24 protein-coding genes and 2 riboswitches are annotated in these 26,630 nt (G+C 70.1%); of the genes, 17 read left to right on the top strand and 7 right to left on the bottom strand.

Translation table 11 applies throughout. The annotated features are described in order from the left end of the window. Position 1 precedes the first annotated feature (1 nt). The 3 genes from DES41_RS21715 to DES41_RS21705 are packed head-to-tail and all read left to right on the top strand — an operon-like array spanning position 2 to position 2,839. Positions 2-1,402 carry an ethanolamine ammonia-lyase subunit EutB gene (locus DES41_RS21715; RefSeq protein WP_114469754.1) on the top strand — a complete coding sequence of 467 codons (1,401 nt, stop codon included), beginning with the start codon at positions 2-4 and terminating at the stop codon, positions 1,400-1,402. After that, positions 1,399-2,193, top strand: coding sequence for an ethanolamine ammonia-lyase subunit EutC (eutC, locus tag DES41_RS21710; RefSeq protein WP_114469753.1), 795 nt, complete (start codon positions 1,399-1,401; stop codon positions 2,191-2,193). The genes DES41_RS21715 and eutC overlap by 4 nt, the downstream gene beginning before the upstream one ends. Positions 2,194-2,248: 55 nt before the next feature. Next, positions 2,249-2,839, top strand: a complete 591-nt coding sequence (locus DES41_RS21705) for a peroxidase-related enzyme (RefSeq protein ID WP_114469752.1) — start codon at positions 2,249-2,251, stop codon at positions 2,837-2,839. A 4-nt stretch (positions 2,840-2,843) separates the two neighbouring features. Here the strand turns inward: DES41_RS21705 and DES41_RS21700 are convergent, their stop codons facing one another. Together DES41_RS21700 and DES41_RS21695 are read right to left on the bottom strand one after the other, a co-directional pair. Next, positions 2,844-3,266 carry an acyl-CoA thioesterase gene (locus tag DES41_RS21700; protein WP_114469751.1) on the bottom strand — a complete coding sequence of 141 codons (423 nt, stop codon included), beginning with the start codon at positions 3,264-3,266 and terminating at the stop codon, positions 2,844-2,846. A gap of 4 nt (positions 3,267-3,270) precedes the next feature. Then, entirely contained in the window at positions 3,271-4,053 is a 783-nt protein-coding gene (locus DES41_RS21695; protein WP_114469750.1) for an SDR family oxidoreductase, read from the bottom strand. A 153-nt stretch (positions 4,054-4,206) separates the two neighbouring features. On the opposite strand from DES41_RS21695, the gene DES41_RS21690 reads away from it, so the two are divergent. From DES41_RS21690 to DES41_RS21645, 10 genes are all read left to right on the top strand, one after another. Next, the gene (locus DES41_RS21690; protein WP_114469749.1) at positions 4,207-5,907 is read left to right on the top strand and encodes an electron transfer flavoprotein-ubiquinone oxidoreductase; all 1,701 of its coding nucleotides are present in this window, start codon (positions 4,207-4,209) and stop codon (positions 5,905-5,907) included. A gap of 122 nt (positions 5,908-6,029) precedes the next feature. After that, on the top strand, positions 6,030-7,496 hold the full coding sequence (locus tag DES41_RS21685) for an alanine/glycine:cation symporter family protein (RefSeq protein WP_114469748.1): 1,467 nt from the start codon (positions 6,030-6,032) through the stop codon (positions 7,494-7,496). A 107-nt stretch (positions 7,497-7,603) separates the two neighbouring features. Continuing rightward, positions 7,604-8,575 carry a TRAP transporter substrate-binding protein gene (locus tag DES41_RS21680; protein ID WP_114469747.1) on the top strand — a complete coding sequence of 324 codons (972 nt, stop codon included), beginning with the start codon at positions 7,604-7,606 and terminating at the stop codon, positions 8,573-8,575. A 62-nt stretch (positions 8,576-8,637) separates the two neighbouring features. Then, positions 8,638-9,132 carry a TRAP transporter small permease gene (locus DES41_RS21675; RefSeq protein WP_114469746.1) on the top strand — a complete coding sequence of 165 codons (495 nt, stop codon included), beginning with the start codon at positions 8,638-8,640 and terminating at the stop codon, positions 9,130-9,132. 18 nt (positions 9,133-9,150) lie between these two features. Next, on the top strand, positions 9,151-10,428 hold the full coding sequence (locus DES41_RS21670) for a TRAP transporter large permease (protein ID WP_114469745.1): 1,278 nt from the start codon (positions 9,151-9,153) through the stop codon (positions 10,426-10,428). 41 nt (positions 10,429-10,469) lie between these two features. After that, positions 10,470-10,561, top strand: a riboswitch (glycine riboswitch). 6 nt (positions 10,562-10,567) lie between these two features. Beyond that, positions 10,568-10,667: riboswitch (glycine riboswitch) on the top strand. A 48-nt stretch (positions 10,668-10,715) separates the two neighbouring features. Further along, positions 10,716-11,840, top strand: coding sequence for a glycine cleavage system aminomethyltransferase GcvT (gene gcvT, locus DES41_RS21665; RefSeq protein ID WP_114469744.1), 1,125 nt, complete (start codon positions 10,716-10,718; stop codon positions 11,838-11,840). A gap of 29 nt (positions 11,841-11,869) precedes the next feature. Then, positions 11,870-12,238, top strand: coding sequence for a glycine cleavage system protein GcvH (gene gcvH / locus DES41_RS21660; protein ID WP_114469743.1), 369 nt, complete (start codon positions 11,870-11,872; stop codon positions 12,236-12,238). A gap of 28 nt (positions 12,239-12,266) precedes the next feature. Continuing rightward, positions 12,267-15,143 (top strand): aminomethyl-transferring glycine dehydrogenase, encoded by a 2,877-nt coding sequence (gene gcvP / locus DES41_RS21655; protein WP_114469742.1) that lies wholly within the window; start codon positions 12,267-12,269, stop codon positions 15,141-15,143. Positions 15,144-15,165: 22 nt separating this feature from the next. Continuing rightward, positions 15,166-17,253 (top strand): PAS domain-containing hybrid sensor histidine kinase/response regulator, encoded by a 2,088-nt coding sequence (locus DES41_RS21650; protein ID WP_114469741.1) that lies wholly within the window; start codon positions 15,166-15,168, stop codon positions 17,251-17,253. After that, on the top strand, positions 17,250-17,894 hold the full coding sequence (locus DES41_RS21645) for an RluA family pseudouridine synthase (protein ID WP_114469740.1): 645 nt from the start codon (positions 17,250-17,252) through the stop codon (positions 17,892-17,894). Before DES41_RS21650 ends, DES41_RS21645 begins: the two co-directional genes overlap by 4 nt. Before the next feature lie 7 nt (positions 17,895-17,901). On the opposite strand, the gene DES41_RS21640 is transcribed toward DES41_RS21645, so the two are convergent. Further along, on the bottom strand, positions 17,902-18,822 hold the full coding sequence (locus tag DES41_RS21640; protein WP_114469739.1) for a LysR family transcriptional regulator: 921 nt from the start codon (positions 18,820-18,822) through the stop codon (positions 17,902-17,904). Positions 18,823-18,934: 112 nt separating this feature from the next. Between DES41_RS21640 and DES41_RS21635 the strand changes: the two genes are divergently transcribed. From DES41_RS21635 to DES41_RS21625, 3 genes are all read left to right on the top strand, one after another. Then, positions 18,935-19,687 carry an SDR family oxidoreductase gene (locus DES41_RS21635; protein WP_114469738.1) on the top strand — a complete coding sequence of 251 codons (753 nt, stop codon included), beginning with the start codon at positions 18,935-18,937 and terminating at the stop codon, positions 19,685-19,687. 17 nt (positions 19,688-19,704) lie between these two features. Beyond that, positions 19,705-20,667: an alpha/beta fold hydrolase gene (locus DES41_RS21630; RefSeq protein WP_211333043.1), complete on the top strand. Its 963-nt coding sequence runs from the start codon at positions 19,705-19,707 to the stop codon at positions 20,665-20,667. A gap of 95 nt (positions 20,668-20,762) precedes the next feature. Beyond that, a complete protein-coding gene (locus DES41_RS21625) occupies positions 20,763-22,004 on the top strand; it encodes an MFS transporter (protein WP_114469737.1) in 1,242 nt (413 codons plus the stop codon). On the opposite strand, the gene DES41_RS21620 is transcribed toward DES41_RS21625, so the two are convergent. Beyond that, positions 22,001-23,323: an MgtC/SapB family protein gene (locus DES41_RS21620; RefSeq protein WP_114469736.1), complete on the bottom strand. Its 1,323-nt coding sequence runs from the start codon at positions 23,321-23,323 to the stop codon at positions 22,001-22,003. The two genes, DES41_RS21625 and DES41_RS21620, sit on opposite strands and share 4 nt — an antisense overlap. A 191-nt stretch (positions 23,324-23,514) precedes the next feature. On the opposite strand from DES41_RS21620, the gene DES41_RS21615 reads away from it, so the two are divergent. Continuing rightward, positions 23,515-24,336, top strand: a complete 822-nt coding sequence (locus DES41_RS21615) for a RibD family protein (protein WP_211333042.1) — start codon at positions 23,515-23,517, stop codon at positions 24,334-24,336. 10 nt (positions 24,337-24,346) lie between these two features. Here the strand turns inward: DES41_RS21615 and DES41_RS21610 are convergent, their stop codons facing one another. From DES41_RS21610 to DES41_RS21600, 3 genes are read right to left on the bottom strand one after another with little or no spacing between them, the layout of a single operon-like run. Next, positions 24,347-25,171 (bottom strand): class I SAM-dependent methyltransferase, encoded by an 825-nt coding sequence (locus DES41_RS21610; protein ID WP_114469735.1) that lies wholly within the window; start codon positions 25,169-25,171, stop codon positions 24,347-24,349. Beyond that, positions 25,168-26,223, bottom strand: coding sequence for a glycosyltransferase family 4 protein (locus DES41_RS21605; protein ID WP_211333041.1), 1,056 nt, complete (start codon positions 26,221-26,223; stop codon positions 25,168-25,170). Before DES41_RS21605 ends, DES41_RS21610 begins: the two co-directional genes overlap by 4 nt. Next, positions 26,223-26,630: a 6-pyruvoyl trahydropterin synthase family protein gene (locus tag DES41_RS21600; protein ID WP_114469734.1), complete on the bottom strand. Its 408-nt coding sequence runs from the start codon at positions 26,628-26,630 to the stop codon at positions 26,223-26,225. The genes DES41_RS21605 and DES41_RS21600 overlap by 1 nt, the downstream gene beginning before the upstream one ends.

Below are 26,630 nucleotides of genomic sequence, written 5' to 3'. Positions count from 1 at the left end.
CATGCGCTACCGCACCACGCTGGCCCAACAGGTCTTCGCCTTCGACGACCTGCGCCAGGTGCTGGCCTGCGCCAGCCCGGCGCGCTCGGGCGACTACCTGGCCGGCATCGGCGCGGCCACGGCCCAGCAGCGCATGGCAGCGCGCCATGTGCTGGCCGACACGCCGCTCACGCAGTTCCTGAACGAGGCACTGGTTCCCTACGAAGACGACAACATCACCCGGCTCATCATCGACCAGCACGACGCCACTGCGTTCGCGCCGGTGGCCTCGCTCACGGTGGGCGAACTGCGCAACTGGCTGCTCTGCGATGGCGCAGACGGCGAGACCCTGGCCGCCCTGGCGCCCGGCCTCACGCCCGAGATGGTGGCGGCGGTCTCCAAGCTCATGCGCAACCAGGACCTGATCGCCGTGGCGCGCAAGTGCCGCGTCGTCACCCGCTTTCGCAACACCATCGGCCTGCCGGGCCGGCTGGCCGTGCGGCTGCAGCCCAACCATCCCACGGACGACCTGCGCGGTGTGGCGGCTTCGACGTTGGACGGCCTGCTCTACGGCGCGGGCGATGCGGTGATCGGCCTGAACCCGGCCTCTGACAGCCTGCCGGTGCTGGGGCGCCTGCTGCACCTGCTGGACGAGGTCATCGCCCGCTTCCAGATCCCCACGCAAAGCTGCGTGCTCACGCATGTGACCAACACGCTGCGGCTCATGGAGGCCGGCGCGCCGGTCGACCTCGTGTTCCAGTCCATCGCCGGCACCGAGAAGGCCAACCAGTCCTTCGGCGTCACGCCCGAACTGCTGGACGAAGCCTGCGCCGCCGCGCGCGCACTGGGCCGCGGCACGCTGGGCGACAACGTCATGTACTTCGAGACCGGCCAGGGCAGCGCGCTGTCTGCCGGCGCCCACCACGGCGTGGACCAGCAGACCTGCGAGGCGCGCGCCTATGCGCTGGCCCGCCGCTACCGGCCGCTGCTGGTCAACACCGTGGTCGGCTTCATCGGCCCGGAATACCTGTACGACGGCAAGCAGATCATCCGCGCCGGCCTGGAAGACCACTTCTGCGGCAAGCTGCTGGGCCTGCCACTGGGCGTGGACGTCTGCTACACCAACCATGCCGAGGCCGACCAGGACGACATGGACACGCTGCTGGTGCTGCTGGCCGCGGCCGGGGTGAACTTCGTCATCGGCGTGCCCGGCGCCGACGATGTGATGCTGAACTACCAGAGCACCTCGTTCCACGACGCGCTATTCGTGCGCGAGACCATGGGCCTGAAACGCGCGCCCGAGTTCGAGGCCTGGCTCGCGCGCATGCAGCTGGCGGACGGCGACGGGCGGCTCTTGCCCGGTGCTGCCAACCGCTTGCTGCAGGGCATGGGCGGCCTGGCCGCGCTGGAGGCACAGGCATGAGTGCGCCCGCGCCTGCCGTGACCGACGATCCCTGGCAGGACTGGCGCGCCGCCACGCCCGCGCGCCTCGCGCTGGGCCGGGCGGGCCAGGGCATGCCCACGGACGAGACGCTGCGCTTCGGCTGGGCGCATGCCATGGCGCGCGATGCCATCCATGCCGCGCTCGACACCGGGGCGCTGGAGCGCGACCTGCAGGCCGGCGGCTGGGACAGCCGCACCGTGCGCAGCGGCGCGCCCGACCGCGCCACCTACCTGCGCCGCCCAGACCTCGGCCGCCAGCTGGACGCCGGCGACGCCCAGCGCCTGCGCGCCGAGGCGGCGGGCGGCTGCGACCTGTGCCTCGTGGTCGGCGACGGCCTGTCCTCCCTGGCCGTGGCGCGCCATGCGCTGCCGTTGCTCGCGGCCCTGCGCCCGCAGCTGCCGGCCGGACTGCGGCTGGCGCCGGTGGTCATCGCCACGCAGGCGCGCGTTGCGCTCGCCGATGAGATCGGCGAGGCCTTCGGGGCGCGCCTGTCCGCCATGCTGATCGGTGAACGCCCCGGCCTGTCCTCGCCCGACAGCCTGGGCATCTATCTCACGCATGGCCCCCGCCGCGGGCGCCACGACGCCCAGCGCAACTGCATCTCCAACGTGCGCCCGCAGGGCCTGTCCTATGCGGCGGCGGCGTTCAAGCTGGCCTGGCTGGTGCGCGAGTCGCTGCGCCGCGGGCTCAGCGGCGTGGAACTCAAGGACGAGAGCGACCTGGCGGTGCTCGACAGCGGCGCGCCACCGGCGCCGCCGTTGCCGGGCTGAAGCGCGGCCCGACCGGCGCGGGTGGTACAACCGCTCCCGACCAAGGAGACCACCCATGCCCCAGCGCTACCCGTTGCCCGACCTCGACCAGCTGCCCGACGACCTGCGCGCCAAGATCCTGGAAGTGCAGGAGAAGGCCGGCTTCATCCCCAACGTGTTCCTCGCGCTGGCGCGCCGGCCGGCCGAGTGGCGCGCCTTCTTCGCCTACCACGACGCGCTGATGGACCCTGAGAGCGTGGGCCGCAGCAGCCCTTTGAGCAAGGGCGACCGCGAGATGATCGTCACCACCACCAGCGCGGCCAACCAGTGCCTGTACTGCGTGGTGGCGCACGGTGCGCTGCTGCGCATCTACGAGAAAAAGCCGCTGGTGGCCGACCAGGTGGCGGTGAACTGGCGCAAGGCCGACATCACGCCGCGCCAGCACGCCATGCTGGCCTTCGCGATGAAGGTCTGCGAACGCTCGCACGCCATCGACGACGCCGACTTCGCCGCACTGGCCGCGCATGGCTTCACGGATGAAGACGCCTGGGACATCGGCGCCATCACGGCCTTCTTCGGCCTGTCCAACCGCATGGCCAGCTTCAGCGGCATGCAGCCCAATCCAGAGTTCTACCTGATGGGCCGCGTGCCCAAGGCGAAGAAGTAAGGGCTCAGCCGGCGACGGTCTCGCGCAGCCAGTCCGGCAGCGTAGCCGCCTTGCCCACCTCGTAGTCCACCCACATGGTGGTGCCGCCGCCCTCGGCGCAGACCACGTCCGGCGCATCGGTGCGTGCCAGCGTGGCCCAGGTCTCGAAGGTGGTGCGCCCCGGGTCGCTGGCGTAGAGCTTCACCAGCACCTCGCCCGGGTACTGCAGCTGCGCGTAGAAGTTGCAGAACGCGTTGACGATCAGTGGCCCGGCGCCGCGGCCGTTGGCCATGCAGCCCATCGCCTGGAACCAGTCCACGCGCGCCGTCTCGATGTAGCGGAAGTAGTTCGCATTGTTGAGGTGGCCCATGGCGTCCATGTCGCCCCAGCGCATGGCGATGCGCGTCTCGTAGACCAGCTTCTTGCGTTCGGGAATGGCGATCCGCATGGCGTCAGGCCGCGAAGCCGTCGTCGGCCGCGATCACGGCGCCGTTCACGAAGTGGCTCTGGTCGCTGGCCAGCAGCACGATCAGCGCGTCCAGGTCCTGGGGCTTGCCCACGCGCTTGCGCGGCAAGGTCTGGATCAGCTTCTTGCCCTGTTCGGTCTGCCAGTGCGCGTGGTTGAGCTCGGTGTCGATGTAGCCCGGGCACAGCGCGTTCACGTTGATGCCGAAGCGCCCCCACTCCTGTGCCATCGCCCGCGTCATGTGCACCACGGCCGCCTTGGTCATGCTGTACACGCCGATCTGCGGCATCGCCTTGATGCCGGCCATCGAGGCCACGTTGATGATCCGCCCGCCCGTCCAGCTGCCCGGCGCCGCGCCCCGCGCCCTGGCCAGCATGCGCTTGCCGACCTCCTGCGCGACGAAGAAGGAGCCCTTGACATTGGTGTCGAACATCTCGTCGTAGTCGTCCTCCTGCACGTCCTGCAGCCGCTGCGTGGTGCTCACGCCGGAGTTGTTGACCAGGATGTCGATGGAGCCGACTTCCGTCTCCGCATGCGCCACGGCCGCGCGGATGGAGTGCAGGTCGGTCACGTCGAGTTCGACCACGTGCGCGTCGCCGCCCTCGCCCTCGATGCGTGCGCGCAGCTGCTTGAGCCGCTCCATGCGCCGGCTGGCCAGCACCACCGCCGCGCCAGCACGCGCGAGCACCTGCGCGAACTGCATGCCGAGCCCGCTCGACGCCCCCGTGACCAGGGCCACGCGGCCCGATAGATCGATGCTGTATGCCATGGATGCCTCTTGTGATGCACTGCTGGGATGCCGCCCATTGTGACTGTCGCGCAGGTGAGCGGGCACGCGCTGGCCTGTGCATAGAATCCCCGGGTTTTCCCGCGCGCGGCTGGCCGCGCGCGGGCGCCCCCATCCACGAACGAGACAGCCCACATGACGAACGAAGAGATCCTGGCCAAGTACGGCCCGCGCGAAGCCATGGAATACGACGTGGTCGTCGTCGGCGGCGGCCCCGGCGGCCTGGCCACGGCGATCCGCCTGAAGCAACTGGCGGCAGAGAAAGGCAACGACATTTCCGTCGTGGTGCTTGAGAAGGGTTCCGAGCCCGGCGCCCACATCCTGTCGGGCGCCATCATGGACCCGCGCGCACTGACCGAGCTGATCCCCGACTGGAAGGAAAAGGGCGCGCCGCTGACCCAGCCCGTCACCGACGACGCTTTCATGTTCCTGTCCGAGAAGGGCGGCGTGCGCACGCCCAACTTCCTGCTGCCGGGCTGCTTCCAGAACCACGGCAACTACATCGTGCGCCTGGGCTTCGTCGTCAAGTGGCTGGCCGAGCAGGCCGAGGCCCTGGGCGTGGAGATCTTCCCGGGCTTCGCCGCAGCCGAAGTGCTCTACAACGAGAACGGCTCCGTCAAGGGCGTGGCCACCGGCAACCTGGGCGTGGGCAAGGACGGCGAGCCGACCGACGAGTTCCAGATCGGCATGGAACTGCACGGCAAGTACACCGTGTTCGCCGAAGGCGCGCGCGGCCACCTCGGCCGCCAGCTGATCGCGCGCTACAAGCTCGACGAAGGCCGCGACCCACCGAGCTTCGGCCTGGGCGTCAAGGAACTCTGGGAGATCGATCCCGCGCGCCACCAGCCCGGCCTGGTGCTGCACAGCGCCGGCTGGCCGCTGGAGAACAACACCTATGGCGGCGCCTTCCTCTACCACCTGGACAACAACCAGGTCGCACTCGGCTTCATCACCGGCCTGGGCTACAGCAACCCCTACCTGAGCCCGTTCGAGGAGATGCAGCGCTGGAAGACGCACCCGAACATCCGCTGGTACCTGGAAGGCGACGAGGCCCATGGCATCAAGCACGGCAAGCGCCTGGCCTATGGCGCGCGCGCGATCAACGCCAGCGGCCTGCTGTCGCTGCCCAAGACGGTGTTCCCGGGCGGCGCGCTGATCGGCTGCGAGGCCGGTTACCTCAACGTCGGCCGCATCAAGGGCAGCCACGCCGCCATCAAGACCGGCATGCTGGCGGCCGAAGCCGCCTATGACGCCGTGCAGGCCGGCCGCCAGCACGACGAACTCAGCGCCTACCCCGAGGCCTTCGAGAAGAGCTGGCTCTACACCGAGCTCAACAAGGACCGCAACTTCAAGAACTGGTTCAAGAAGGGGCTCACGGTGGCCACCCTCATGAACGGCTTCGAGCAGTACGTGCTCAAGGGCAAGATGCCCTGGACGCTGCACCGCACGCAGCCCGACCACGCCATGCTCAAGCCGGCGGCCGAGTGCAAGCCCATCGTCTACCCCAAGCCAGACGGCAAGCTGACGTTCGACAAGCTCTCCAGCGTGTTCATCAGCAACACCAACCACAACGAGCACCAGCCGGCGCACCTGACCCTCAGGGACCCCAGCGTGCCCGTCAACGTGAACCTGGCGAAGTACGCCGGCCCCGAGGCGCGCTACTGCCCGGCCGGCGTCTACGAGTTCGTGAAGGACGACGCCACACAGAAGGACCGCCTGCAGATCAACGCGCAGAACTGCGTGCACTGCAAGACCTGCGACATCAAGGACCCGACGCAGAACATCGTCTGGGTCACTCCCGAGGGCGGTGGCGGGCCGAACTACGCGGGCATGTGAAACCGCAGATTCCGTTCGAAGGCGCCGCAAGGCGCCTTTTTCGTATCGGCTCCGCGCAAATCCGTATACACGGAAGGGCACGGTCTTTGCTAGTGTTCACGCTTCAAACCGGAGGACAACAAGTGACCGAAATCGTCAGCACATTGAACGCCATCATCTGGAGCAAGGCACTGATCTACCTGTGCCTGGGCGTCGGCCTGTATTTCTCGATCCGCACGCGCTTCATGCAGGTGCGCGGCTTCAAGGAAATGCTCAGGCTGATGTTCAAGGGAGAGAAATCGCCGGCCGGCGTCTCCTCGTTCCAGGCACTGGCCATGTCGCTGTCGGGCCGCGTGGGCACCGGCAACATCGCCGGCGTGGCCACGGCCATCACCTTCGGCGGGCCGGGCGCCGTGTTCTGGATGTGGATGGTGGCCTTCCTGGGCGCCTCCACGGCCTACATCGAATCCACGCTGGGCCAGATCTACAAGGAGGTCGACGACAACGGCCAGTACCGTGGCGGCCCCGCCTACTACATCGAGAAGGCCATGGGCCAGAAGTGGTACGCGTGGATCTTCGCGGTGTCCACCATCATCGCCACCGGGCTGCTGCTGCCGGGCGTGCAGTCCAACAGCATCGCCTCTGCCATCAACAACGCCTGGGGTGTGGCGCCGGCCGTCAGCGCCGCCGTGCTGGTCATCGCGTTGGGCTTCATCATCTTCGGCGGCGTCAAGCGCATCGCCGGCTTCGCCGAGGTCGTCGTGCCGTTCATGGCACTGGGCTACATCCTCGTGGCACTGGTGATCGTGGTGCTCAACTCCGCACAGATCCCCGGCATGATCGCGCTGATCTTCAAGAGCGCCTTCGGCCTGGAGGCAGGCTTCGGCGCCGTGCTGGGCCTGGCGGTGGAATGGGGCGTCAAGCGCGGCGTGTATTCGAACGAAGCCGGCCAGGGCACCGGCCCGCACCCGGCCGCCGCCGCCGAGGTGTCGCACCCGGCCAAGCAGGGTTACGTGCAAGCCTTCTCGGTCTACATCGACACGCTGTTCGTCTGCTCGGCCACGGCCTTCATGGTGCTGTCCACCGGCATGTACAACGTCAAGGGGCCGGACGGCGCGATGCTGGTCAACAAGCTGCCCGGCATGGAGGCCGGCGCCGGCTACACGCAGGCGGCGGTCGAGACGGTGCTGCCAGGCTTCGGCGCCAGCTTCGTGGCGGTCGCGCTGATGTTCTTCGCCTTCACGACCATCATCGCCTACTACTACATGGCCGAGACCAACATCGCCTACATCAACCGCAAGGTGCACCGGCCGTGGATGAGCTTCGTGCTGAAGATCGCCATCCTGGTGGCTGTCACCTACGGTGCGGTGCGCAGCGCCGGGCTGGCCTGGGACATGGGCGACGTGGGTGTTGGCCTGATGGCCTGGCTCAACATCATCGCCATCCTGATCCTGCAGAAGCCTGCGCTGGCCTGCCTGCGCGACTACGAGAAGCAGAAGAAGGAAGGCAAGGACCCGATCTTCGACCCGGACGCGCTGGGCATCAAGAACGCCGACCTGTGGCGTGAGATCCGCCAGCGCCAGATCGCGGCCGGCAAGCAAAAGTCGTAGTACAAATCCCGAGGTACAAACGCGCGCTGCTCAGGCATAGTCGCGCGGCTCGTGAATGCGGCGCCACATGGCGCCGTACTTTTTTGTACCTCAGGGAGATAGAGTCCATGCAACTCAACCGTATCGCCGCCGGCCTCGCGCTGGGTCTGGGCCTGGCCTGCGCCGCCATGGCGCAGACCACCATGAAGATCAGCATCTCGACGGCCCAGAACTCGCACCAGGGCATCGCCATCGACACCTTCGCCAAGGAAGTCGAGAAGCGCACCGCCGGCCGCTACAAGGTCCAGACCTTCTACAACGGCTCGCTCGGCGGCGAACGCGAGTCGATCGAGGCGGTGCAACTCGGCACCCAGGAACTGGCCTTCTCTTCCAGCGGCCCGATCCCCAACTTCGTGCCCGAGACCAAGATCCTCGACGTGCCCTTCCTGTTCCGCGACAAGGCCCATGCCCGCGCGGTGCTGGACGGCCCGATCGGCCAGGACCTGCTGGCCAAGTTCGATGCCAAGGGCTTCAAGGCGCTGGCCTGGGCCGAGAACGGCTTTCGCCACATGACCAACTCCAAGCGCGACATCAAGGCCCCCGAAGACCTCAAGGGCCTGAAGATGCGCACCATGGAGAACCCGGTGCACATCGCCGCCTACAAGGGCTTCGGCATCATCACCACGCCCATGGCCTTCCCCGAGGTGTTCACGGCGTTGCAGCAGGGCACCGTCGACGGCCAGGAGAACCCGCTGTCGGTCATCATCTCGGCCAAGTTCGAGCAAGTCCAAAAGCACCTGTCGCTGACCGGCCACGTCTACTCGCCCGCCATCTTCGTGATGAACAAGGCCTCGTTCGACAAGCTCAGCGCCGCCGACAAGCAGGCCTTCGTCGATGCCGCCAAGGAAGGCACCAAGGCCAACCGCGCACGTGTCGACGAAGACGATGCCAAGGGCGTGGCCGACCTGCGCGCCAAAGGCATGACCGTGATCGACAACCTGGACAAGGCCAAGTTCGTGGCAGCGCTGGCGCCCGTGAACGCCCAGTTCGAGAAGGAATTCACCAAGGCCGCGCTCGACAAGATCCGCGCCACGCAGTGATCGCCGCGCGCTGATCCCCATGCCCGCGGTCTGCGGGCATTTCTTTTTCTTCGGGCCTGCCCATGCGACAACTGTTCCTGCGCGTCGAACGCGCCACCTCCTTCACCGCCCTCGTCGCCGCCTGCGCCATGCTGGTCGTGGCGGCCGCGCTCGGCGTGTTCCAGATCCTGACCCGCTTCGTGCTGGAGCAACCGGCCGAGTGGACCGAGGTGCTGATCCGCTTCGCGCTGATCTGGATGGTCTTCCTGGGCATTCCCATCGCGTTCCGCCAGGGCGCCATGGTCAGTGTGGACGTGCTGTACCGCTGGAGCCCGCCGCGCCTGCGCCGCGTGCTCGACACCTTCGTGGCGCTGGCAGCACTGGCGCTGATCGGCGTCATCGTCTGGTGGGGCTGGGACTACGCCGTGCGTGGCCGCGTGCAGACCATGGCCGGGCTGGAGAGCCTGTCGATGTTCTGGGCCTACCTGGCCATGCCCGTCGGCGGCCTGTTCTGCGTGTTCGGCATCGTGGCCAACTGGCTCGACCCGCAGCGCAATGAACTCGACACCGCCCAATAAAACAACAAGGACTGCCCCGTGACCACCGTCATGATCTCCACCATGGTGCTGTGCTTCGCACTCACCATTTCGGTCGCCGTCTCGATCGGCCTGGCCTCCGTGCTCGGCATCCAGGTCGCCAACGCCAACATGCTGATCTCCGTGAAGGAGATGTTCGGCGCCATCAACAAGTTTCCGCTGGCCGCCATCCCGTTCTTCATCCTGGCCGGCAACCTCATGGAAACCGGCGGCATCTCGCGCCGGCTGGTCGAGTTCGCCAAGAGCATCGTCGGCGGCGTGCAAGGCGGCCTGCCCATGACCTGCGTGCTGACCTGCATGATCTTCGCCGCGGTGTCGGGCTCCTCCGTGGCCACCACCTTCGCCATCGGCGCCATCCTGATCCCGGCACTCATCAAGCACGGCTACCCGACCAGCTACGCGGCCGCACTGCAGGCCACCAGCGCCGAGCTGGGCGTGATCATCCCGCCGTCCATCCCGCTGATCCTGTACGGCGTCAGCGCCGAGGTCTCCATCGGCGAGCTGTTCATCGCCGGCTTCGGCCCCGGCATCCTGATCAGCGGCGCGCTGATGCTGTTCGTCTACCTCTACTGCAAGTGGAAGGGCTGGGGCAAGACCGACGGCGAAGGCCGCCTGAAGTTCCTGCCGGCCACCTGGCAAGCCGGCTGGGCGCTGCTGATGCCCGTGATCATCCTGGGCGGCATCTACGGCGGCGTGTTCACACCGACCGAGGCTTCGGCCGTGGCGGTGGTCTATGCGTTGATCGTCGGCGTGGTGGTGTACCGCGAGATCGGCGTGCGCGACCTGTTCCCCATCCTGCGCAAGTCGGTGATCTCGTCGGCCGTGATCATGTTCATCATCGCCAATGCCGGGCTGTTCGCCTTCCTGATCACGCGCGCCGGCGTGCCCGACGCCATCGGCCGCTGGCTGGAGGCCGTGCTGCAATCGCCCACGCTGTTCCTGCTGGGCGTGAACGCCGCGTTGTTCGTGATCGGCATGTTCATCGAGACCAGTGCCGCCATCATCGTGCTGGCGCCGATCCTGGCGCCGGTGGCCATGCACTTCGGCGTCGACCCGGTGCACTTCGGGCTGATCATGGTGGTCAACCTGGCGCTGGGCATGATCACCCCGCCCTTCGGCGTGAACCTGTTCGCGGCCTGCACGGTGGCGCGCATCCCGCTGGACCGCATCATCGGCCACCTGATTCCCTTCGTGCTGGTGATCCTGGCGTGCCTGTTGGTCATCACCTACGTGCCGGGCATCTCCCTGGTGCTGCGCGACCTGGCATTCTCCAAATAGTCGCTTGACACACGGGGAACGCCCCGCTTCGCTGGTTAGAATTCGCGCCGTCAGGAGAGAGCCCTTCTCGCAAGGGCCGCCGACGGCGCAGGACACCACCCGAACGCTCAGGCAAAAAGACTGACCCAGGTCTTCCGAGACCTTCCTCACTGGAGAGAGGCCCGCCCCGAGCGGGTCCACCGAAGGGGCAACCCGCGCAAGCGGCGAATCTCTCAGGTAAAGCGGACAGCGAGGCAGCCCATGGCGTCCAGACGCCATGTTGTGTTTCTGCCTCCGGGAAGTCCGCCATGTCCTCCGACACCTTGCTGCACACGCCGCTGCACGCCCTCCATCTGGAACTGGGCGCGCGCATGGTTCCTTTCGCTGGCTACAGCATGCCGGTGCAGTACCCCAAGGGCCTGATGGCCGAGCATTTGCAGGTGCGTGCCTCGGCCGGCCTGTTCGACGTCTCGCACATGGGCCAGCTGCGCCTGGAAGGCCCCGACGCGGCGGCCGCATTCGAGACCCTGATCCCCGTCGACGTGCTGGGCCTGGGCATCGACAAGCAGCGCTACGGCCTGCTGCTGGCGGAGAACGGCGGCATCCTCGACGACCTGATGTTCGTGAACCGCGGCGAGCATCTGTTCGTGATCGTCAACGGCGCCTGCAAGGTGGCGGACATCGCGCACATGCAGGCGCACATCGGCGCGCGCTGCGCCGTGGTGCCGATGTCCGGCCACGGCCTGCTCGCGCTGCAGGGCCCCAAGGCCGTCGACGCATTGGCGCGGGTCGTGCCGAATGTCGAGAAGCTCGTGTTCATGACCGGCGGTGCCTTCGACTGGAACGGCGCTGCGCTGTACATCACGCGCAGCGGCTACACGGGCGAGGACGGCTTCGAGATCTCCGTGCCCGAGCCCTGGGCCGAATCGCTGGCCCGCGCGCTGCTGGAGCAGCCCGAGGTGCTGCCCATCGGCCTGGGCGCGCGCAACTCGCTGCGGCTGGAAGCCGGCCTGTGCCTGTACGGCAACGACATCGACACCACGACCACGCCGGTCGAGGCCAACCTGAACTGGGCCATGCAGAAGGTGCGCCGCACGGGCGGCGCACGCGCTGGCGGCTTCCCGGGCGCTGCCAAGGTGCTGGCGCAGCTGGACGGCAGCACGCCCGTCGAGCGCAAGCGCGTGGGCCTCATCGCGCTGGCGCGCGTGCCCGTGCGCGAGCACACCGCCCTGCAGTCCAGCGATGGCGAGGCCATCGGCGAAGTGACCAGCGGCCTGCTCGCGCCCAGCGTGGACAAGCCCATCGCCATGGCCTACGTGCGCACGGAATTTGCTGCGCTGGGCACGAAGATCAACGCCATCGTGCGCGGCAAGGCCGTGCCCATGGAAGTCGCTCCCCTGCCCTTCACCCCGCCGCGCTACCACCGCGGCTGACCCCTTTTTCCCCAACCCGAGGACAACCCATGATCAAGTACACCGAAGACCACGAATGGCTGAAGGTCGAGGGCGACACCGCCACCGTCGGCATCACCGTGCACGCGCAGGATGCGCTGGGCGACGTGGTGTTCGTCGACCTGCCCGAGGTCGGCAAGACGCTGGCGCACAAGGACGTGGCCGGCGTCGTCGAATCGGTCAAGGCCGCGGCCGACGTCTACATGCCCGTCGACGGCGAGATCACCGAGGTCAACGAAGCCCTGCGCGCCGATCCGGCCCTGGCCAACAGCGACCCGCTGGGCGCCGGCTGGTTCTTCAAGGTGAAGCTGTCGAATGCCGCGCAACTCGACGCGCTGCTCGACGAGACCGCCTACAACGCCTTCGCTGCCAATAGCTAACCGACACAACCACCGGATCCTGCGCGCCATGGCCGAGACCACGCCCACCCTTGCCGAACTCGAGAACCCGTCCGAGTTCATCGCCCGCCACATCGGCATCACGCCGGCCGACGAGGCCCGCATGCTGGCCGTGGTCGAGGCCTCTTCGCGCCAGGAACTCGTGGCCGGCATCGTGCCGGCCAGCATCGCGCGCGCCACGCCCATGCAGCTGCCGCCGGTGGCGAGCGAAGCCGCGGCGCTGGCCGAACTGCGCGCCATCGCGGCGCAGAACCGCGTGTTCAAAAGCTACATCGGCCAGGGCTACCACGGCACGCTGACGCCGGGCGTCATCCTGCGCAACATCCTGGAGAACCCGGCCTGGTACACGGCCTACACGCCCTACCAGGCCGAGATCAGCCAGGGCCGCATGGAGGCGCTGGTCAACTTCCAGACCATGGTGACCGACCTCACCGGCATGGACATCGCCAACGCCTCGATGCTGGACGAGGCCACGGCCGCGGCCGAGGCCATGACGCTGGCCCGGCGCAGCGTCAAGAGCAAGAGCAACGTGTTCCTGGTGGCGGACGACTGCCATCCGCAAACCATCGAGGTGGTGCGCACGCGCGCCGAGCCGCTGGGCATCGAGGTGCTGGTCGCGCCGCTGGCCACGCTGCGCACGCAGGCCGGCTTCGGCCTGCTGCTGCAGTACCCCGGCACGGCCGGCGCGCTGCCCGAGGTCGCCGGCCTGGCCGACGCGCTGCACGCGCAGGACGCCGCGCTCTGCGTGGCCGCCGACCTGCTGGCCCTGGTGCTGCTGGCGCCGCCCGGCAGCTGGGGCGCCGACATCGTGGTCGGCACGACGCAGCGCTTCGGCATGCCGATGGGCAACGGTGGCCCGCACGCGGCCTACATGGCCTGCCGCGACGCCTTCAAGCGCTCGCTGCCGGGCCGCCTCGTCGGCGTCAGCGTGGACGTGGAAGGCCGCCCCGCCTACCGCCTCGCACTGCAGACGCGCGAGCAGCACATCCGCCGCGAGAAGGCCACCTCCAACATCTGCACGGCGCAGGTGCTGCCGGCCGTGATCGCCAGCATGTACGCGGTCTACCACGGCCCGCAGGGCCTCACCCGCATCGCGCAGCGCACGGCACGGCTTTGCGCCATCCTCGCACGCGGGCTGGAGCAGATGGGCTTCGCCCTCGTGCACGCTGACGGCTTCGACACGCTGGCCGTGCGCACCGGCGCACAGACCTCCGCCATCCTCGACCGCGCCCAGCGCGGCCAGGCCAACCTGCGGCTGCTGGCCGAGGACTGCCTGGGCGTGGCGCTGGACGAGACCACCACGCGCGAAGACATCGTCTCGCTGTGGACCTGGTTCGCCGACGATGCCGCCAAGGTGCCGGCCTTCCCCACGCTGGAAGCCGGCGCGCCCGACCGCATCCCGGCCGCCCTGCGCCGCAGCACGCCCTTCCTCGCGCATCCGGTGTTCAACACCCACCACAGCGAGACCGGCATGCTGCGCTACATCCGCGCGCTCTCGGACAAGGACCTCGCGCTGGACCGCAGCATGATCCCGCTGGGCAGCTGCACCATGAAGCTGAACGCCACCAGCGAGATGATCCCGATCACCTGGCCGGGCTTCGCCGAGATCCACCCCTTTGCGCCCGCGGACCAGCTGCAGGGCTACGCCACGCTGAACCGACAGCTGTGCGACTGGCTCAGCCAGGCCACGGGCTACGCCGGCATCAGCCTGCAGCCGAACGCCGGCTCGCAAGGCGAGTACGCCGGCCTGCAGGCCATCCGCGCCTGGCACAAGGCGCGCGGCCAGGGCCAGCGCGACATCTGCCTGATCCCCTCGTCCGCCCACGGCACCAACCCGGCCAGCGCGCAGATGGTCGGCCTCACGGTGGTGGTGACGGCCTGCGACGCCCAGGGCAACGTGGACCTGGCCGACCTCGCCGCCAAGTGCGAGAAGCATTCCGACCGCCTGGCCTGCGTGATGATCACCTACCCCAGCACGCACGGCGTGTTCGAGACCCAGGTCAAGGAGCTCTGCGCGCTGGTGCACCAGCACGGCGGCCGCGTCTACGTGGACGGCGCCAACATGAACGCGCTGGTCGGCGTGGCCGCGCCGGGCGAGTTCGGCGGCGACGTGAGCCACCTGAACCTGCACAAGACCTTCTGCATCCCGCACGGTGGCGGCGGGCCCGGCGTCGGCCCGGTCTGCGTCGTCGAGGACCTGCTGCCCTACCTGCCCGGCCACGACACGGCCGGGCTGGACCATGGCGGCGTCGGCGCCGTGTCGGCCGCGCCGCTGGGCAATGCGGCCGTGCTGCCGATCAGCTGGATGTACATCCGCATGATGGGCGCCGCCGGCCTCACCCAGGCCACCGAGACCGCCATCCTGTCGGCCAACTACGTCAGCGCGCGGCTGCGCGAGCACTTCCCCACGCTGTACGCGTCGGCCAACGGCCATGTGGCGCACGAGTGCATCCTGGACCTGCGCGGCATCACCAAGACCAGCGGCGTGACGGCCGAGGACGTGGCCAAGCGCCTGATCGACTACGGTTTCCACGCGCCCACGCTGTCCTTCCCGGTGGCCGGCACCCTGATGGTGGAGCCGACCGAGAGCGAAACCCTGTTCGAACTGGACCGTTTCATCGATGCGATGATCGCCATCCGCGCCGAGATCCGGCAGGTCGAAAACGGAACATGGCCCACAGGCGACAACCCGCTCAAGAACGCTCCCCACACCGCCGCCACGCTGCTGCAGGCCGAATGGTCGCGCCCCTATGCGCGCGAACTCGGTGCCGTGGCCAAGCCGGGCCAGTCCCTGGCCAAGTACTGGCCACCGGTGGCGCGGGTGGACAACGTCTACGGCGACCGCAACCTGTTCTGCAGCTGCGTGCCGGTCGAGGCCTACGCCTGAGCTGGGCCAGGGGCGGCGCGCGATGACGACGCCCGCCCGCCCGCCGCTGGACGTGCCGGCCGATGCGCCGGCCATCGAGAGCTACCAGCTGCCCCAGCTGATCCGCGACCTGCGCACCTACCAGGCCGAGCTAGAGAGCCAGAACAAGGTCCTGCGCTACAGCCAGTCCATGGCCGAGGCCGCCTCCGAGCGCTTCGAGACGTTGTTCTCCAGCGTGCCGCTGGCGCTCATGGTCATCGACGAGCACGACCTCGTGGTGCAGAGCAACTCGATGGCGCAGCGCTCGTTCCAGCCGACCGAGCGCGACCGTCCGCTCAACTTCCTGATGCCCTTCGTGAGCGCCGGCAGCGCCGCCGCGGTGCAGGCCGCCTTCGCCCAGGCCCGCACCGAAGGCCATGCCGAAGCCAAGGAGGTGGTGTTCCAGATCGGCGACGACGGCGCCATCACCGGCGACCTGCACATCGCGCGGCTGGACAACGCGCACGAGCCCATGGCGCACTTCATCTGCGCCGTGATCGACCAGGGCCCGCTGCTGGCCGAGCGCCGCGCGCTGCTGCAAAGCGGCGCCGAACTGCAGCAGCGCAACGAGCAGCTGCGCCTGAGCGAGGCACGGCTGGCCGACATCATCAACTCCTCGCTGGACGCCATCGTCTGCGTCGACCGCGAGCGCCGCATCACCGTGTTCAACCCCACGGCCGCCGCGCTGTTCCAGTGCCCGCCGGCCGACGCGCTGGGCAGCCCGCTGGAGCGCTTCTTCCCCGATGCGGCCGAGGTGCTGGCGATGCACCAGATCTCCACCGAGCTGCCGGCCACCGAGATGCAGGCCCTGACCGCGCTGGGCGCCGCCGTGCCGGTGGAGGTCAGCATGGCCTTCGGCGACACCACCACCGTGTTCGCGCGCGACCTGACCGCGCGCAAGCGCGAGGAGGCGCAGCGCAATGCGCTGGAAGCGCAGTTGCGCGAGTCGCAGAAGATGCAGGCCGTGGGCACCATGGCCGGCGGCATCGCGCACGACTTCAACAACATCCTGCACGCCATTCTGGGCAACGTGGAACTGGCCAAGGAAGACAGCGGCCTGAACAGCACGGCGCAGGAAAGCCTGCGCGAGATCGAGAAGGCCGGCCGGCGCGCGCGCGACCTGGTGCGCCAGATCCTGACCTTCAGCCGCAACGAGGCGCCGCGCCGCGTGCCCACTGACCTGGCCGAGGTCACGGTCGAGACGGAGCGCTTGCTGCGCGTGACGCTGCCCCCGCAGGTGGAACTGCTGCTGCGCGTGCATCCCGGCGTGCCCGCGGTGCTGGCCGATCCCACGCAGGTCGAGCAGGCGGTGCTGAACCTGTGCACCAATGCCATCCAGGCCATCCAGGCCACGCCGGAGGCGCGTGGCACCGTCTGGATCGAGCTGCAGACCGAATCGCCCACGCCCGCGCGCTGCGCGCGGCTGGGCTTGGCACCGGGCCACTACGCGCGGCTCAGCGTGCGCGACAACGGCCCCGGCATGGACCCGGCCACGCGCGAGCGCATCTTCGAGCCCTTCTTCACGACCAAGGAAGTCGGCCAGGGCACGGGCCTGGGCCTGGCGGTGGTGCACGGCGTCATGCGCAGCAACGGCGGCGCGGTGGACGTGCACAGCGAGCCCGGCCGCGGCAGCCACTTCATGCTGTACTTCCCGTCCACGAGCGAGGCGGCCGAGGCCGCCGCCAGCGCACCGCCCGCGCCGGCCAGCGTGCAGGGCAGCGGCCAGCACGTGATGTACGTGGACGACGACCAGGCGCTGGTGTTCCTGGTCGAGCGGCTGCTGCGCCGGCGCGGCTTTCGCGTCAGCGGCTTCACCGATCCGCACGAGGCCACCGAGGCCCTGCGCGCCGAGCCGCAGGGCTACGACCTGGTCGTGACCGACTACAACATGCCCGGCTACTGCGGCGTGGACCTCGTGCGCGAGGCGCGCGGCATCCGCGCCGACCTGCCCGTGGCACTGGCATCGGGCTATGTCACGGCCGAGATCGAGCGCGAGGCCATGGCCGAGGGCGCGCGCGCGCTGATCCACAAGCCCAACGACGTGCAGGAACTCTGCGCCACAGTGCAGCGGCTGCTGCAGGAGAACGCTTGAGCGCAGGGCTCGAGGTCGTCCACGCGGACGAGGCGCTGCTGGTGCTCGACAAGCCCGCCGGCCTGCTGTCCGTGCCGGGCCGCGGCCCGGACAAACAGGACTGCCTGGCCGCACGCGCGCAGGCGCTCTACCCCGACGCGCTGGTCGTGCACCGGCTCGACATGGCCACCTCGGGCCTCGTGATCATGGGCCGCGGGGCGGCGGCGCAGCGTGCGTTGTCGATGGCCTTCGAGCAGCGCCGCGTCGACAAGCGCTACGAGGCCGTGGTCGATGGCGACTGGACGCTGCCGCCAGAGGCCGACGGCTGGGGCCTGATCGACCTGCCGATCCGCCTGGACTGGGCCCGCCGGCCGCTGTCCATCGTCGATCCCGCGGCCGGCAAGCCGAGCCGCACGCGCTGGCAACTGCTCGAGCGCAGTGCCGCGCGCAGCCGGCTGGCACTGGAGCCGGTCACGGGCCGCTCGCACCAGCTGCGGCTGCACCTGGCGGCCCAGGGCCATGCCATCCTGGGCGATGCGCTGTATGCCAGCGCCGCCGTGCAGGCCTCGGCACCGCGGCTGCTGCTGCACGCCTGCGCCCTGGCGCTGGCGCACCCGGTCAGCGGACAGCCGCTGCACTTCTCTGCGCCCTGCCCGTTCTGACACAGCCTCAGCCCCCGTCCATCACCAACCCGTCCACCAGCCGCCTGGCCAGCCGCGGCTGCTGGAACTGCTCCACCCACCAGGCCAGCGCACGGCCGTCGTGGTCGCCACGCCAGGCGAGGTACAGGGTGTTGGGCTCGCGCGGGTCGGCCATGCGCTTTTCCACCAGTTCGCCACGCTGCAGCAGGCCCGACACGCGGTGCCGCGGCAGCCAGCCCACGCCCAGGCCCGCACGCTGCGCACGCACCTTGGCCAGCATGCTGGGCACGGCCAGCACCGGCTGCCCGCCCTGCGTGCCATAGCCGCGCGCGCCGGCGTGGCGCGCCGTGTCGGCCACCACCACGCTGCGGTGCGCCACCACCGCCTCGCGCTGCAGTGGCTCGGGCGCGGTGGCCAGCGCGTGGCGCGGTGACACGGCGAACACCCAGTCCAGCGCGCCAAGCTCGGTCCAGCGCAGCCGGGGAATGGCCGGCGGTTCGTTGGTGGCGCCGACCACGATGTCGGCGCGGCCGTCGCGCAGCGCTTCCCAGGTGCCGCCCAGCACCTCGTGCGTGATGCGCAGCGAGACGCCGGATTGCAGCGCATCGAAGGCCTGCACCACCGGCAGCAGGGTGTCGATCTCCAGCAGCTCGTCCGTGACGATCCACAGCCGGTCCTCCCAGCCGCCCGCCACCTGCTTGACGCGCCGGGTCAGGCGCGCGGCCTCCTGCGACATCTGGGCCGCGCCCTGCGCCAGCAACTGGCCGGCCGGCGTGAGCTGCAGGCGGTAGCGGCGCCGGTCGAACAGCAGCGCGTCGAACCGCGCCTCCAGTTGGCGCGCCGCGTGCGACACGGTCGAGGGCGCCTTGCCCAGCTGCGCCGCCGCGCGCGACAGGCTGCCACTGCGCTCGATGGCCTCGAGCAGCGCCAGTTCATCGGCCGACAACATGTTCGACGATTTCGCACGTGTGCATCGTCGCCATGGTAAGGCACAGCCCGCGAAACGGCGGACCATCGCTCTCACAGCAAGTTCGCTGGACCATTCGAAGGAGTTGAACATCATGGAACGTTTTGAACACAAGCAAGTGCTGGTCACCGGTGGCGGCAGCGGCATCGGCCTGGCGGCCGCACAGGCTTTCGCCGCCGAAGGTGCTCGCGTGGCGATCACCGGCCGGGGCGCCGCGGCGTTGGACAGCGCTGTGGCGGACATCGGCCACGGCGCCGTGGCCATCGCCAACACCACTGGCACGGCGGCCTCGGCCCGGGAACTCGCCGCCGCCTTGCAAGCGCAGGGCTTCACCGCCATCGACGCCGTCTTCATCAACGCCGGCATGGCGCGCATGCTGCCGTTCGCCGATGTGGACGAGGCGGTGTGGGACCAGAGCTTCGATGCCAACGTCAAGGGCGCCTTCTTCCAGATCCAGGCGCTGCTGCCGCTGCTGAACCGGGGCGCGTCCATCGTGCTCAACGGCAGCATCAACGCCCACATCGGCATGCCCAACACCAGCGTGTACGCCGCCAGCAAGGCCGCGCTGATCTCGCTGGCCAAGACGCTGTCGGCCGAACTGCTGCCGCGCGGCATCCGCGTCAACGTGGTCAGCCCTGGCCCGGTGGCGACGCCGCTGTACGGCAAGCTGGGCCTGGACGCCGCCACGCAACAGGCCGTGGCCGCGCAGATCCAGGGCCAGATCCCATTGGGCCGCTTCGGCACGCCACAGGAGGTGGCCTCCACCGTGCTGCACCTGTCGGCACCCGAGTCGGCCTTCATCGTCGGCACCGAGATCGTCATCGACGGCGGCATGAGCCAGCTGTGAACCCCGAGGAGAACACCATGGACCTGCCAAACCGCCTGATGACCCGCACCATGAACCGCCGCCTGGCCACCGCTGCCACCCTGCTGGCGTCGAGCGTCTTCGCACAAGCGCAGACCGCCAAGCCCGCGGCCACCACCATCCACAGCCGCACGGCCAGCGCCAACGGCATCCGCCTGCACTACCTGCAGGCCGGCAACGACAAGGATGCGACACCGGTGGTGCTGCTGCATGGCTACGCCGAGACCAGCCACATGTGGCGCCCACTGATGCCGCAGCTGGCGGCCAGCCGCACCGTGATCGCACCCGACCTGCGCGGCGCCGGCGGCTCCGACAAGCCGGCAACCGGCTACGACAAGAAGAGCATGGCGCAGGACATCCACGCGCTGGTGCAGGGCCTGGGCCACCGCAAGGTGCGCATCGTCGGCCACGACATCGGCCTCATGGTGGCCTATGCCTACGCGGCCCAGTACCCGGACGAGGTGGAGAGCATCGTGCTCATGGACGCCTTCCTGCCCGGCGTGGGCGACTGGACCCACGTCTGGCTGCTGCGCGACCTGTGGCATTTCCACTTCCACGGCGAAACGCCGCTCAAGCTCGTGCACGGCCGCGAGCGCATCTACTTCGAGCACTTCTGGAACGACTTCGCCGCCGACCCCAAGCACTCGGTGCCCGAGGCCGACCGCCGCCTCTACGCCGCGGCGTATGGGCAGCCCGGCGGCATGCGCGCCGGCTTCGAGTACTTCAAGGCCTTCGAGCAGGATGCCAAGGACTTCGCCGGCTTCGCGCAGACCAAGCTGCAGATGCCCATGCTGGTGCTCAGCGGCGAGAAGGCGGGCGGCCAGTTCCTGATCGACCAGGGGCGGCTGGTGGCGGACAACGTGGAAGGCGCCATCGTCAAGGGCTCGGGCCACTGGCTCATGGAAGAGGCGCCGGAGCAGACCATGGGCGCGCTGGTCGGGTTCGTGGGCAAGGCCGGCTGACCGCGCCGGCAAGACACGCAGGCGACAGCCCTGCGCGCCGGTGCGTGGCCGCAGGACTATGCTCGACCGCTCCCCACACCAAGAAGAGACAAGCGATGTCCCGCTGGACCGCCCTGCGCCCCGTCCTTCCCATCCTCCTCGGCGCCTCGCTGCTGCTGAGCCTGGCCATGGGCCTGCGCCAAAGCCTGGGCCTGTTCATGCCGCCGCTCACGCGCGACATCGGCATCTCGGTCTCCGACTTCACGATTGCGATCTCGGTACAGAACCTGGCCTGGGGCTTCTTCCAGCCGTTCGCCGGCGCGCTGGCCGTGCGCGTGGGCTACCGGCCACTGCTGCTCGGCGGTGCGGTGCTGTACCTGCTCGGGCTGGTGCTGCTGGCCATGGCGCAGGGCTTCCTCGGCGTGCTGCTGGGCGCCGGCATCCTGATCGGCGCCGCCATGGCCTGCACTGGCAGCGCACTGGCCATGGCCGTGGCCGCGCGTTCCGTGCCGCCGGTGCTGCGCAGCAGCGTGCTGGGCATGGTCTCGGCGGCCGGCTCGCTGGGCGCGTTGATCGCCGCGCCGCTGGGCCAGGCCATCAGCCAGCAATCGGGCTGGCGCATGGGCGTGGCGGCCTTCGCGGTGCTGGCGCTGGCCATGCTGCCGGCCGCCTGGTGGGCCGGCCGGGTCGACCGCCTGCCCGCGCCGGTGCAGCCGGCCGGCGGCATGCAACAAGGCGCCGGCAGCGCGCTGCGCATGGCACTGGCGCACCGGCCCTTCGTCGTCATGTCGCTGGCGTATTTCGTCTGCGGCATGCAGCTGGTGTTCCTGACCACCCACCTGCCGGCCTACCTGGACCTGTGCGGCATGCAGCCCATGCTCAGCGCGCAGGCGCTCGGGCTGATCGGCGGCTTCAACGTACTGGGCAGCCTGTTCTTCGGCTGGGCGGGTGGCCGTTGGCCCAAGCAGATGCTGCTGGGACTGATCTACCTGCTGCGCTCGGTCGTCGTGGTCTGGTACTTCCGCACCCTGCCCACGGTCGAGAGCACGCTGGTGTTCGCATCCATCATGGGCTTCCTGTGGCTGGGCGTGGCGCCGCTGGTGTCGGGCTGGATCGCCGACACCTTCGGCCTGCGTTGGCAGGCCATGCTGGCCGGCGTGGCCTTCTGCAGCCACCAGCTCGGCAGCTTCCTGGGTGCTTTCGGCGGCGGGCTGGTCTACGACCTGCTCGGCAACTACACGCTGGCCTGGCAGGTGGCCGCCACGCTGGGGCTGGCAGCAGGCATCACGCAGATCGTGTTCGCGTTCGCGGCCCGGCCGCCACCCCGGCCGCCAGGGCCACAAGCTGCGCCGGGCTAGGAATGCAACCGGCCCAGCGCCGGCAGCCACTGCATGAGCCAGGGTTCGAGCCGGCGCGCCAGCAGCAGCCCCGCCATGCCCGCAGCGGCAACGCCCAGCATGGCGGCGCCCAGGCGCAGGATCAGCCCGCGCTCGCGCGTGCGCAGCACGAAGGACAGGCTGAACGCCATGCTCGTGAACGAGGCCAGCACCGCGCCCGTGCCGGCCACGCCGGGCGCCAGGCTGCCCTGCGCGGCCAGCGTGGCGGCGGCCGCCACGGCGCTGGCGCTGGACATCAGCCCGCCGACCACGCTCACGAAGTAGAAGCCTGCATCGCCGAACTGGCGCTGCGTGAGCGCACCCACCACGTGCAGCAGCAGGAACACCACGCCGTACTTGAGCGCCTGGGGCAGCGAGAACGGCAGGTCCAGCGTGATGGCCGGGGCCTGCACCGGCGGCATGCCGCGGCGCCCACGCAGGCTTGCCAGCACGAGCACCAGGCAGCACAGCAGCATCAGGCCGAAGGCGCCCAGCGAACCCAGCAGCGCCAGCGGCGCGAGGATGGCCAGCAGCGCGGCATTGCGCAGCAGCATCGCGGCGGTGGCCAGCAGGATGCCGCGAAACGCCGTGCCCTGCAGCGCGCCGGCCGACTGGCGCACGCGCGAGGCCATCTCGATCACCGTGAAGTTGCTGTTGACCAGGCCACCCAGAAAGCCGGAGAGCTCGGCGCCGCGGGTGCCGTACATCTTCCACAGGATGTAGTTCACGAAGCCGATGCCGGCGATCAGGATCACCGTGACCCAGGCCGCGCGTGGCTCCACGAGGCCGAAGGGGCCGATGGCGCCGGCCGGCAGGGCCGGGTAGATGACGATGGCCAGGATGGCCAGCAGCAGCGCAGAGCGCAGCTCGCTCTCCGACAGCCCCATGGAGAAGCCGGCCAGCCGCTCCTTCCAGGCCAGCAGCGCGGTGGCGATCACCATCACCGCGGCCGGCGAGATGGTGTGGCCCAGCCCGCACAGGATGCCCGCCATGCAGGTCACCAGCATCGCCGCCGACGTGGTCAGTTCGGCGCCCTGGTTGGCGCGCAGGGTCTGCACGTTGAGCACCACCGTCAGCATGCCGGTCAGCGCCAGCGTCGCCAGGGCGAACGGCGTTCCGAGCGAGCCGCCCAGCGCGCCCAGCAAGGCCACGAAGCCAAAGGTGCGCAGCCCGGCCTCCTTGCCGCGGCGCTCGCGTTCCAGGCCGATCAACAGGCCCAGCGCAAGGGACAGCGCCAGCCGCACGAGGATCTGCACATAGGGCCAGCTTTCGGCCGGCAAGGGGGATGACGTATCGGGCATGGCGCGAACCAGTATAAGAACGTGTTTGCGTGGCCACCGCGGTGCTGCCGGCGAAGGCTCGATGGCCTACAGTGGCACCGGCCACGCGCTGCTAGCATGGTCCGCAGCCGCCCGCGCCAGCCCGGTGCGCGCCTGTCCCCCGGGAGAAAACCCTGAGCGCTGTTCCCCTGCCGCACACCGGCATCGAAGCTTTGTGGCCCCTGTGCCTGTCCCTCGCGCAGCGCCGGCGCGAAGGCCGGCCGCCGCAGGCCGATGGCACGCCCTTGCGCTGGTCCGAGGCCGGCGGCTACGCCCTGCGGCCGGGCTGGGACGCCGAGGCCGAGCAGCTGTTCGCGCTGCTCAAGCCCTTGCTGGACCGCCAGGGCGCCAGCGCCGACTGGACCATCGCGCAACTGGGCCAGAGCCTGGACGGCTGCATCGCCACGCACTGCGGCGACGCCTTCTACGTCAACGGCCCCGAAGGCCTCACGCACCTGCACCGCCTGCGCGCGCTCTGCGACGCCGTGATCGTGGGCGCGAGCACCGCGAGCCTGGACAACCCGCAGCTGACCACGCGCCATGTGGCCGGCCCCAACCCCGTGCGCGTGGTGCTCGATCCGCGGCTGCGCGTGCGGGGCGATGCCCGCGTGTTCCGCGACGGCGCGGCGCCCACGCTGCTGGTCTGCGACACCGCGTGCCGCGCACAGGCCGAGGCCCGGCTCGGTGCCGACCAGGTCATCGCCCTGGCGCCCGGCGCGGACGGCCAGCTGCCCCTGCCGGCGTTGCGGGCGGCACTGGCCGCGCGGGGCCTGCGCACGCTGTTCGTCGAGGGCGGCGGCGTCACGGTGTCGCAGTTCGCGCAGCAGGGCTGCCTGGACCGGCTGCACCTGATCGTCGCGCCCGTGGTGATCGGCGCGGGCCGGCCCGGCCTGCAGGTGCGCCGCGCCGACGCGATGGCCCAGGCGCTGCGGCCACCCACGCGCACCTTCGCCCTGGGCGGCGATGTGCTGTGGGACATGGACCTGCGCGGCTAACCGCCGCCCGTTACAGCGTGCCCAGCACGTCGGTGTGGCCCACGCACAGCTGCGTGCCGGCCAGGCCTGCGAGGCGGCGTGCGCGCCAGGCCTCCACCGCAGCGGCCTGCGCCGGCCCCTGCTCCTGCGCGGCCAGGGCCATGCCCTCGACCAGCGCCTGCAGCATGGCCTGGTCGTCCGCGCCGCGGGCACCGGCGATGCGCCAGTCGCTCTGCGTCAGCACCGTGCGGTAGCCGGCTGCACGCAGCAGCGCGTCGGCACGCGCCGGTGCCGTCTCGCCGAGTGCCGGGCCGAAGCCCTTGTCGCGCCGCTGGTGCGCAGCGAACAGCGCCAGCACCTTCGCATCGGCCGGATCGGCCGGCGTGAAGTCCAGCCGCCCATCGACGCTGAGCGACCAGCACACGGCAGCTTGCGCCGCGCGGCTGCGCGCCACCAGCTCGGCCAGCCAGGCCTCGGACACCAGGTCGAGCAGCGCGGAGGCCGTGACCAGGCCGGCCTGCGGAAACGGCAGGGCCGCCAGGCCCGTGGCGAGGTCGGCCCGGCGGCACGTCCATTCGATCTGCAGCCCATGGCCTTCAGCCCAGGCCTGCATGGTGCGCGGCACGGTGGCGAGCAGGTCCTGGTCGTGGTCGACCAGGCACCAGCGCTGCGCACCGCCGAGCCGCGGCGCCAGCGCACGCAGGCTGCTGGCGGTGCCGCAGCCCAGGTCCAGCACCTCCAGCGTGCCCGGCGGGCCGTGCCGGGCCAGGGCGGCCAGGGCGGCATCGCCGGCCGCGCGTGCGGCCCGATCGAAGGGCTCGCGCAAGGCCAGCCAGCCGCGGCTGAAGCCGCTCATGCCGAGGCCTCCAGCACGGCAGCGAAACGGGCGGCCGCCTGCTCCCAGCGCGGCAGCCGCTGGCCGGCGGCGCGCGCGCCAGCCGCCAGCGCCTGCCGCCACGCCGTGTTGTCAAGCAACGGCTGCAGCGCGGCCTGCAGGGCCACCGGATCGCCGGGCGGCACCAGCACGCCGGCCGTGGCCGGCACGGTGTCGGGCACGGCGCCGGCTGCGCAGCCGAGCACCGGCAACCCGTGCGCGAGCGCTTCGGCGAAGGCCATGCCGTAGCCCTCGTACAGCGAAGGCAGCACGAACAGATCGGCCTGCGCGTACAGCGCTTGCAGCGGCTCGGCCGCGACTTCGCCGTGCCAGGTCACGCGCTGACCCAAGCCCAAGGCCTGCACCAGATCCTGCGCTGCCGCAGCCGTGGCCGCATCGCGGTCCAGGCTGCCGACGCAATGCAGGTGCCAGGGCCGCTCGCGCAGGCCGGCCAGCGCCTGCAGCAGCAGCGCGTGGGCCTTGCGCGGCGTGACCGTGGCCACGCACAGCAACGACAGGCCCTGCCCGCTGCCCTGCGCGGGCGGCACCGGGTCGGTTCCCGGCTCGACCACGGCGGTGCGCGTGGCCGGCACGCCGTAGGCACCGAGGGCCCGCGCCGTTGCCGCACTGGTCACGATCACCTGGCGCGCGCAGGCCAGCGCGCGCCGCTCGCTGGCCTGCAGCCGGTCCTGCTCCTGCGGCGACAGCCCGCTCTCGAGCGCCAGCGGGTGGTGCACGAGCGCCACCCAGCGCAGCCGCTGTGCATGGCGTTCGGCCAGTTCAGCGAGCACGCCGAAGGCCAGGCCGTCGGCCACCACCAGCGCACCATCGGGCAGGGCCGCGGTGCAGGCGGCCGCCTGCGCACGCGCTGGCGCACCCGGCGAGGGAAACCCATCGCCGGGCGAGCACCAGTCGACCTGCCAGCCGAGGGCGCGCAGGCCCTCGGCGATGCGGCGGTCGTACAGCGTGCCACCTGTGCGCGCCTGCGCATCGCCGGGCACCAGGAACACGCAGTGGCGCGCCATCCCCGCCATCAGGCCGGCGCCAGCGGACCTTCGTACTCGGCCCAGGCCACGTGCGACTCGTGCAGCCGCACGCGCAGCGACGCCAGCCCATGGGCGTGCGGCCCCAGCTCACCGGCCTGCGCGCGCGCGGCGATGCGCTCGAACACCACGCGGGCCATGAACTCCGTCGTGGTGTTCTGGCCGGTGAAGGCGCTCTCGTCGTCCAGGTTGCGGAAGTTGAATTCAGACAGCACCTCGCGCAGCACGCTGGTGGCCAGCGCGATGTCGACCACCATGCCGTCGGCGTCCAGTGCGCGGCGCCGGAAGGTGGCGTCGACCACGTAGGTCGCGCCGTGCAGGCGCTGGGCCGGCCCGAAGGCCTCGCCACGGAAGCTGTGGGCGATCATGAAGTGGTCGCGAACGTTGACGCTGTACAT

The organism is Pseudorhodoferax soli, assembly GCF_003337555.1.
GTDB classification, from domain to species: domain Bacteria; phylum Pseudomonadota; class Gammaproteobacteria; order Burkholderiales; family Burkholderiaceae_C; genus Pseudorhodoferax; species Pseudorhodoferax soli.
Note: the sequence above shows the minus strand (reverse complement) of the source record. Positions and strands in the feature narration are given on the sequence as shown.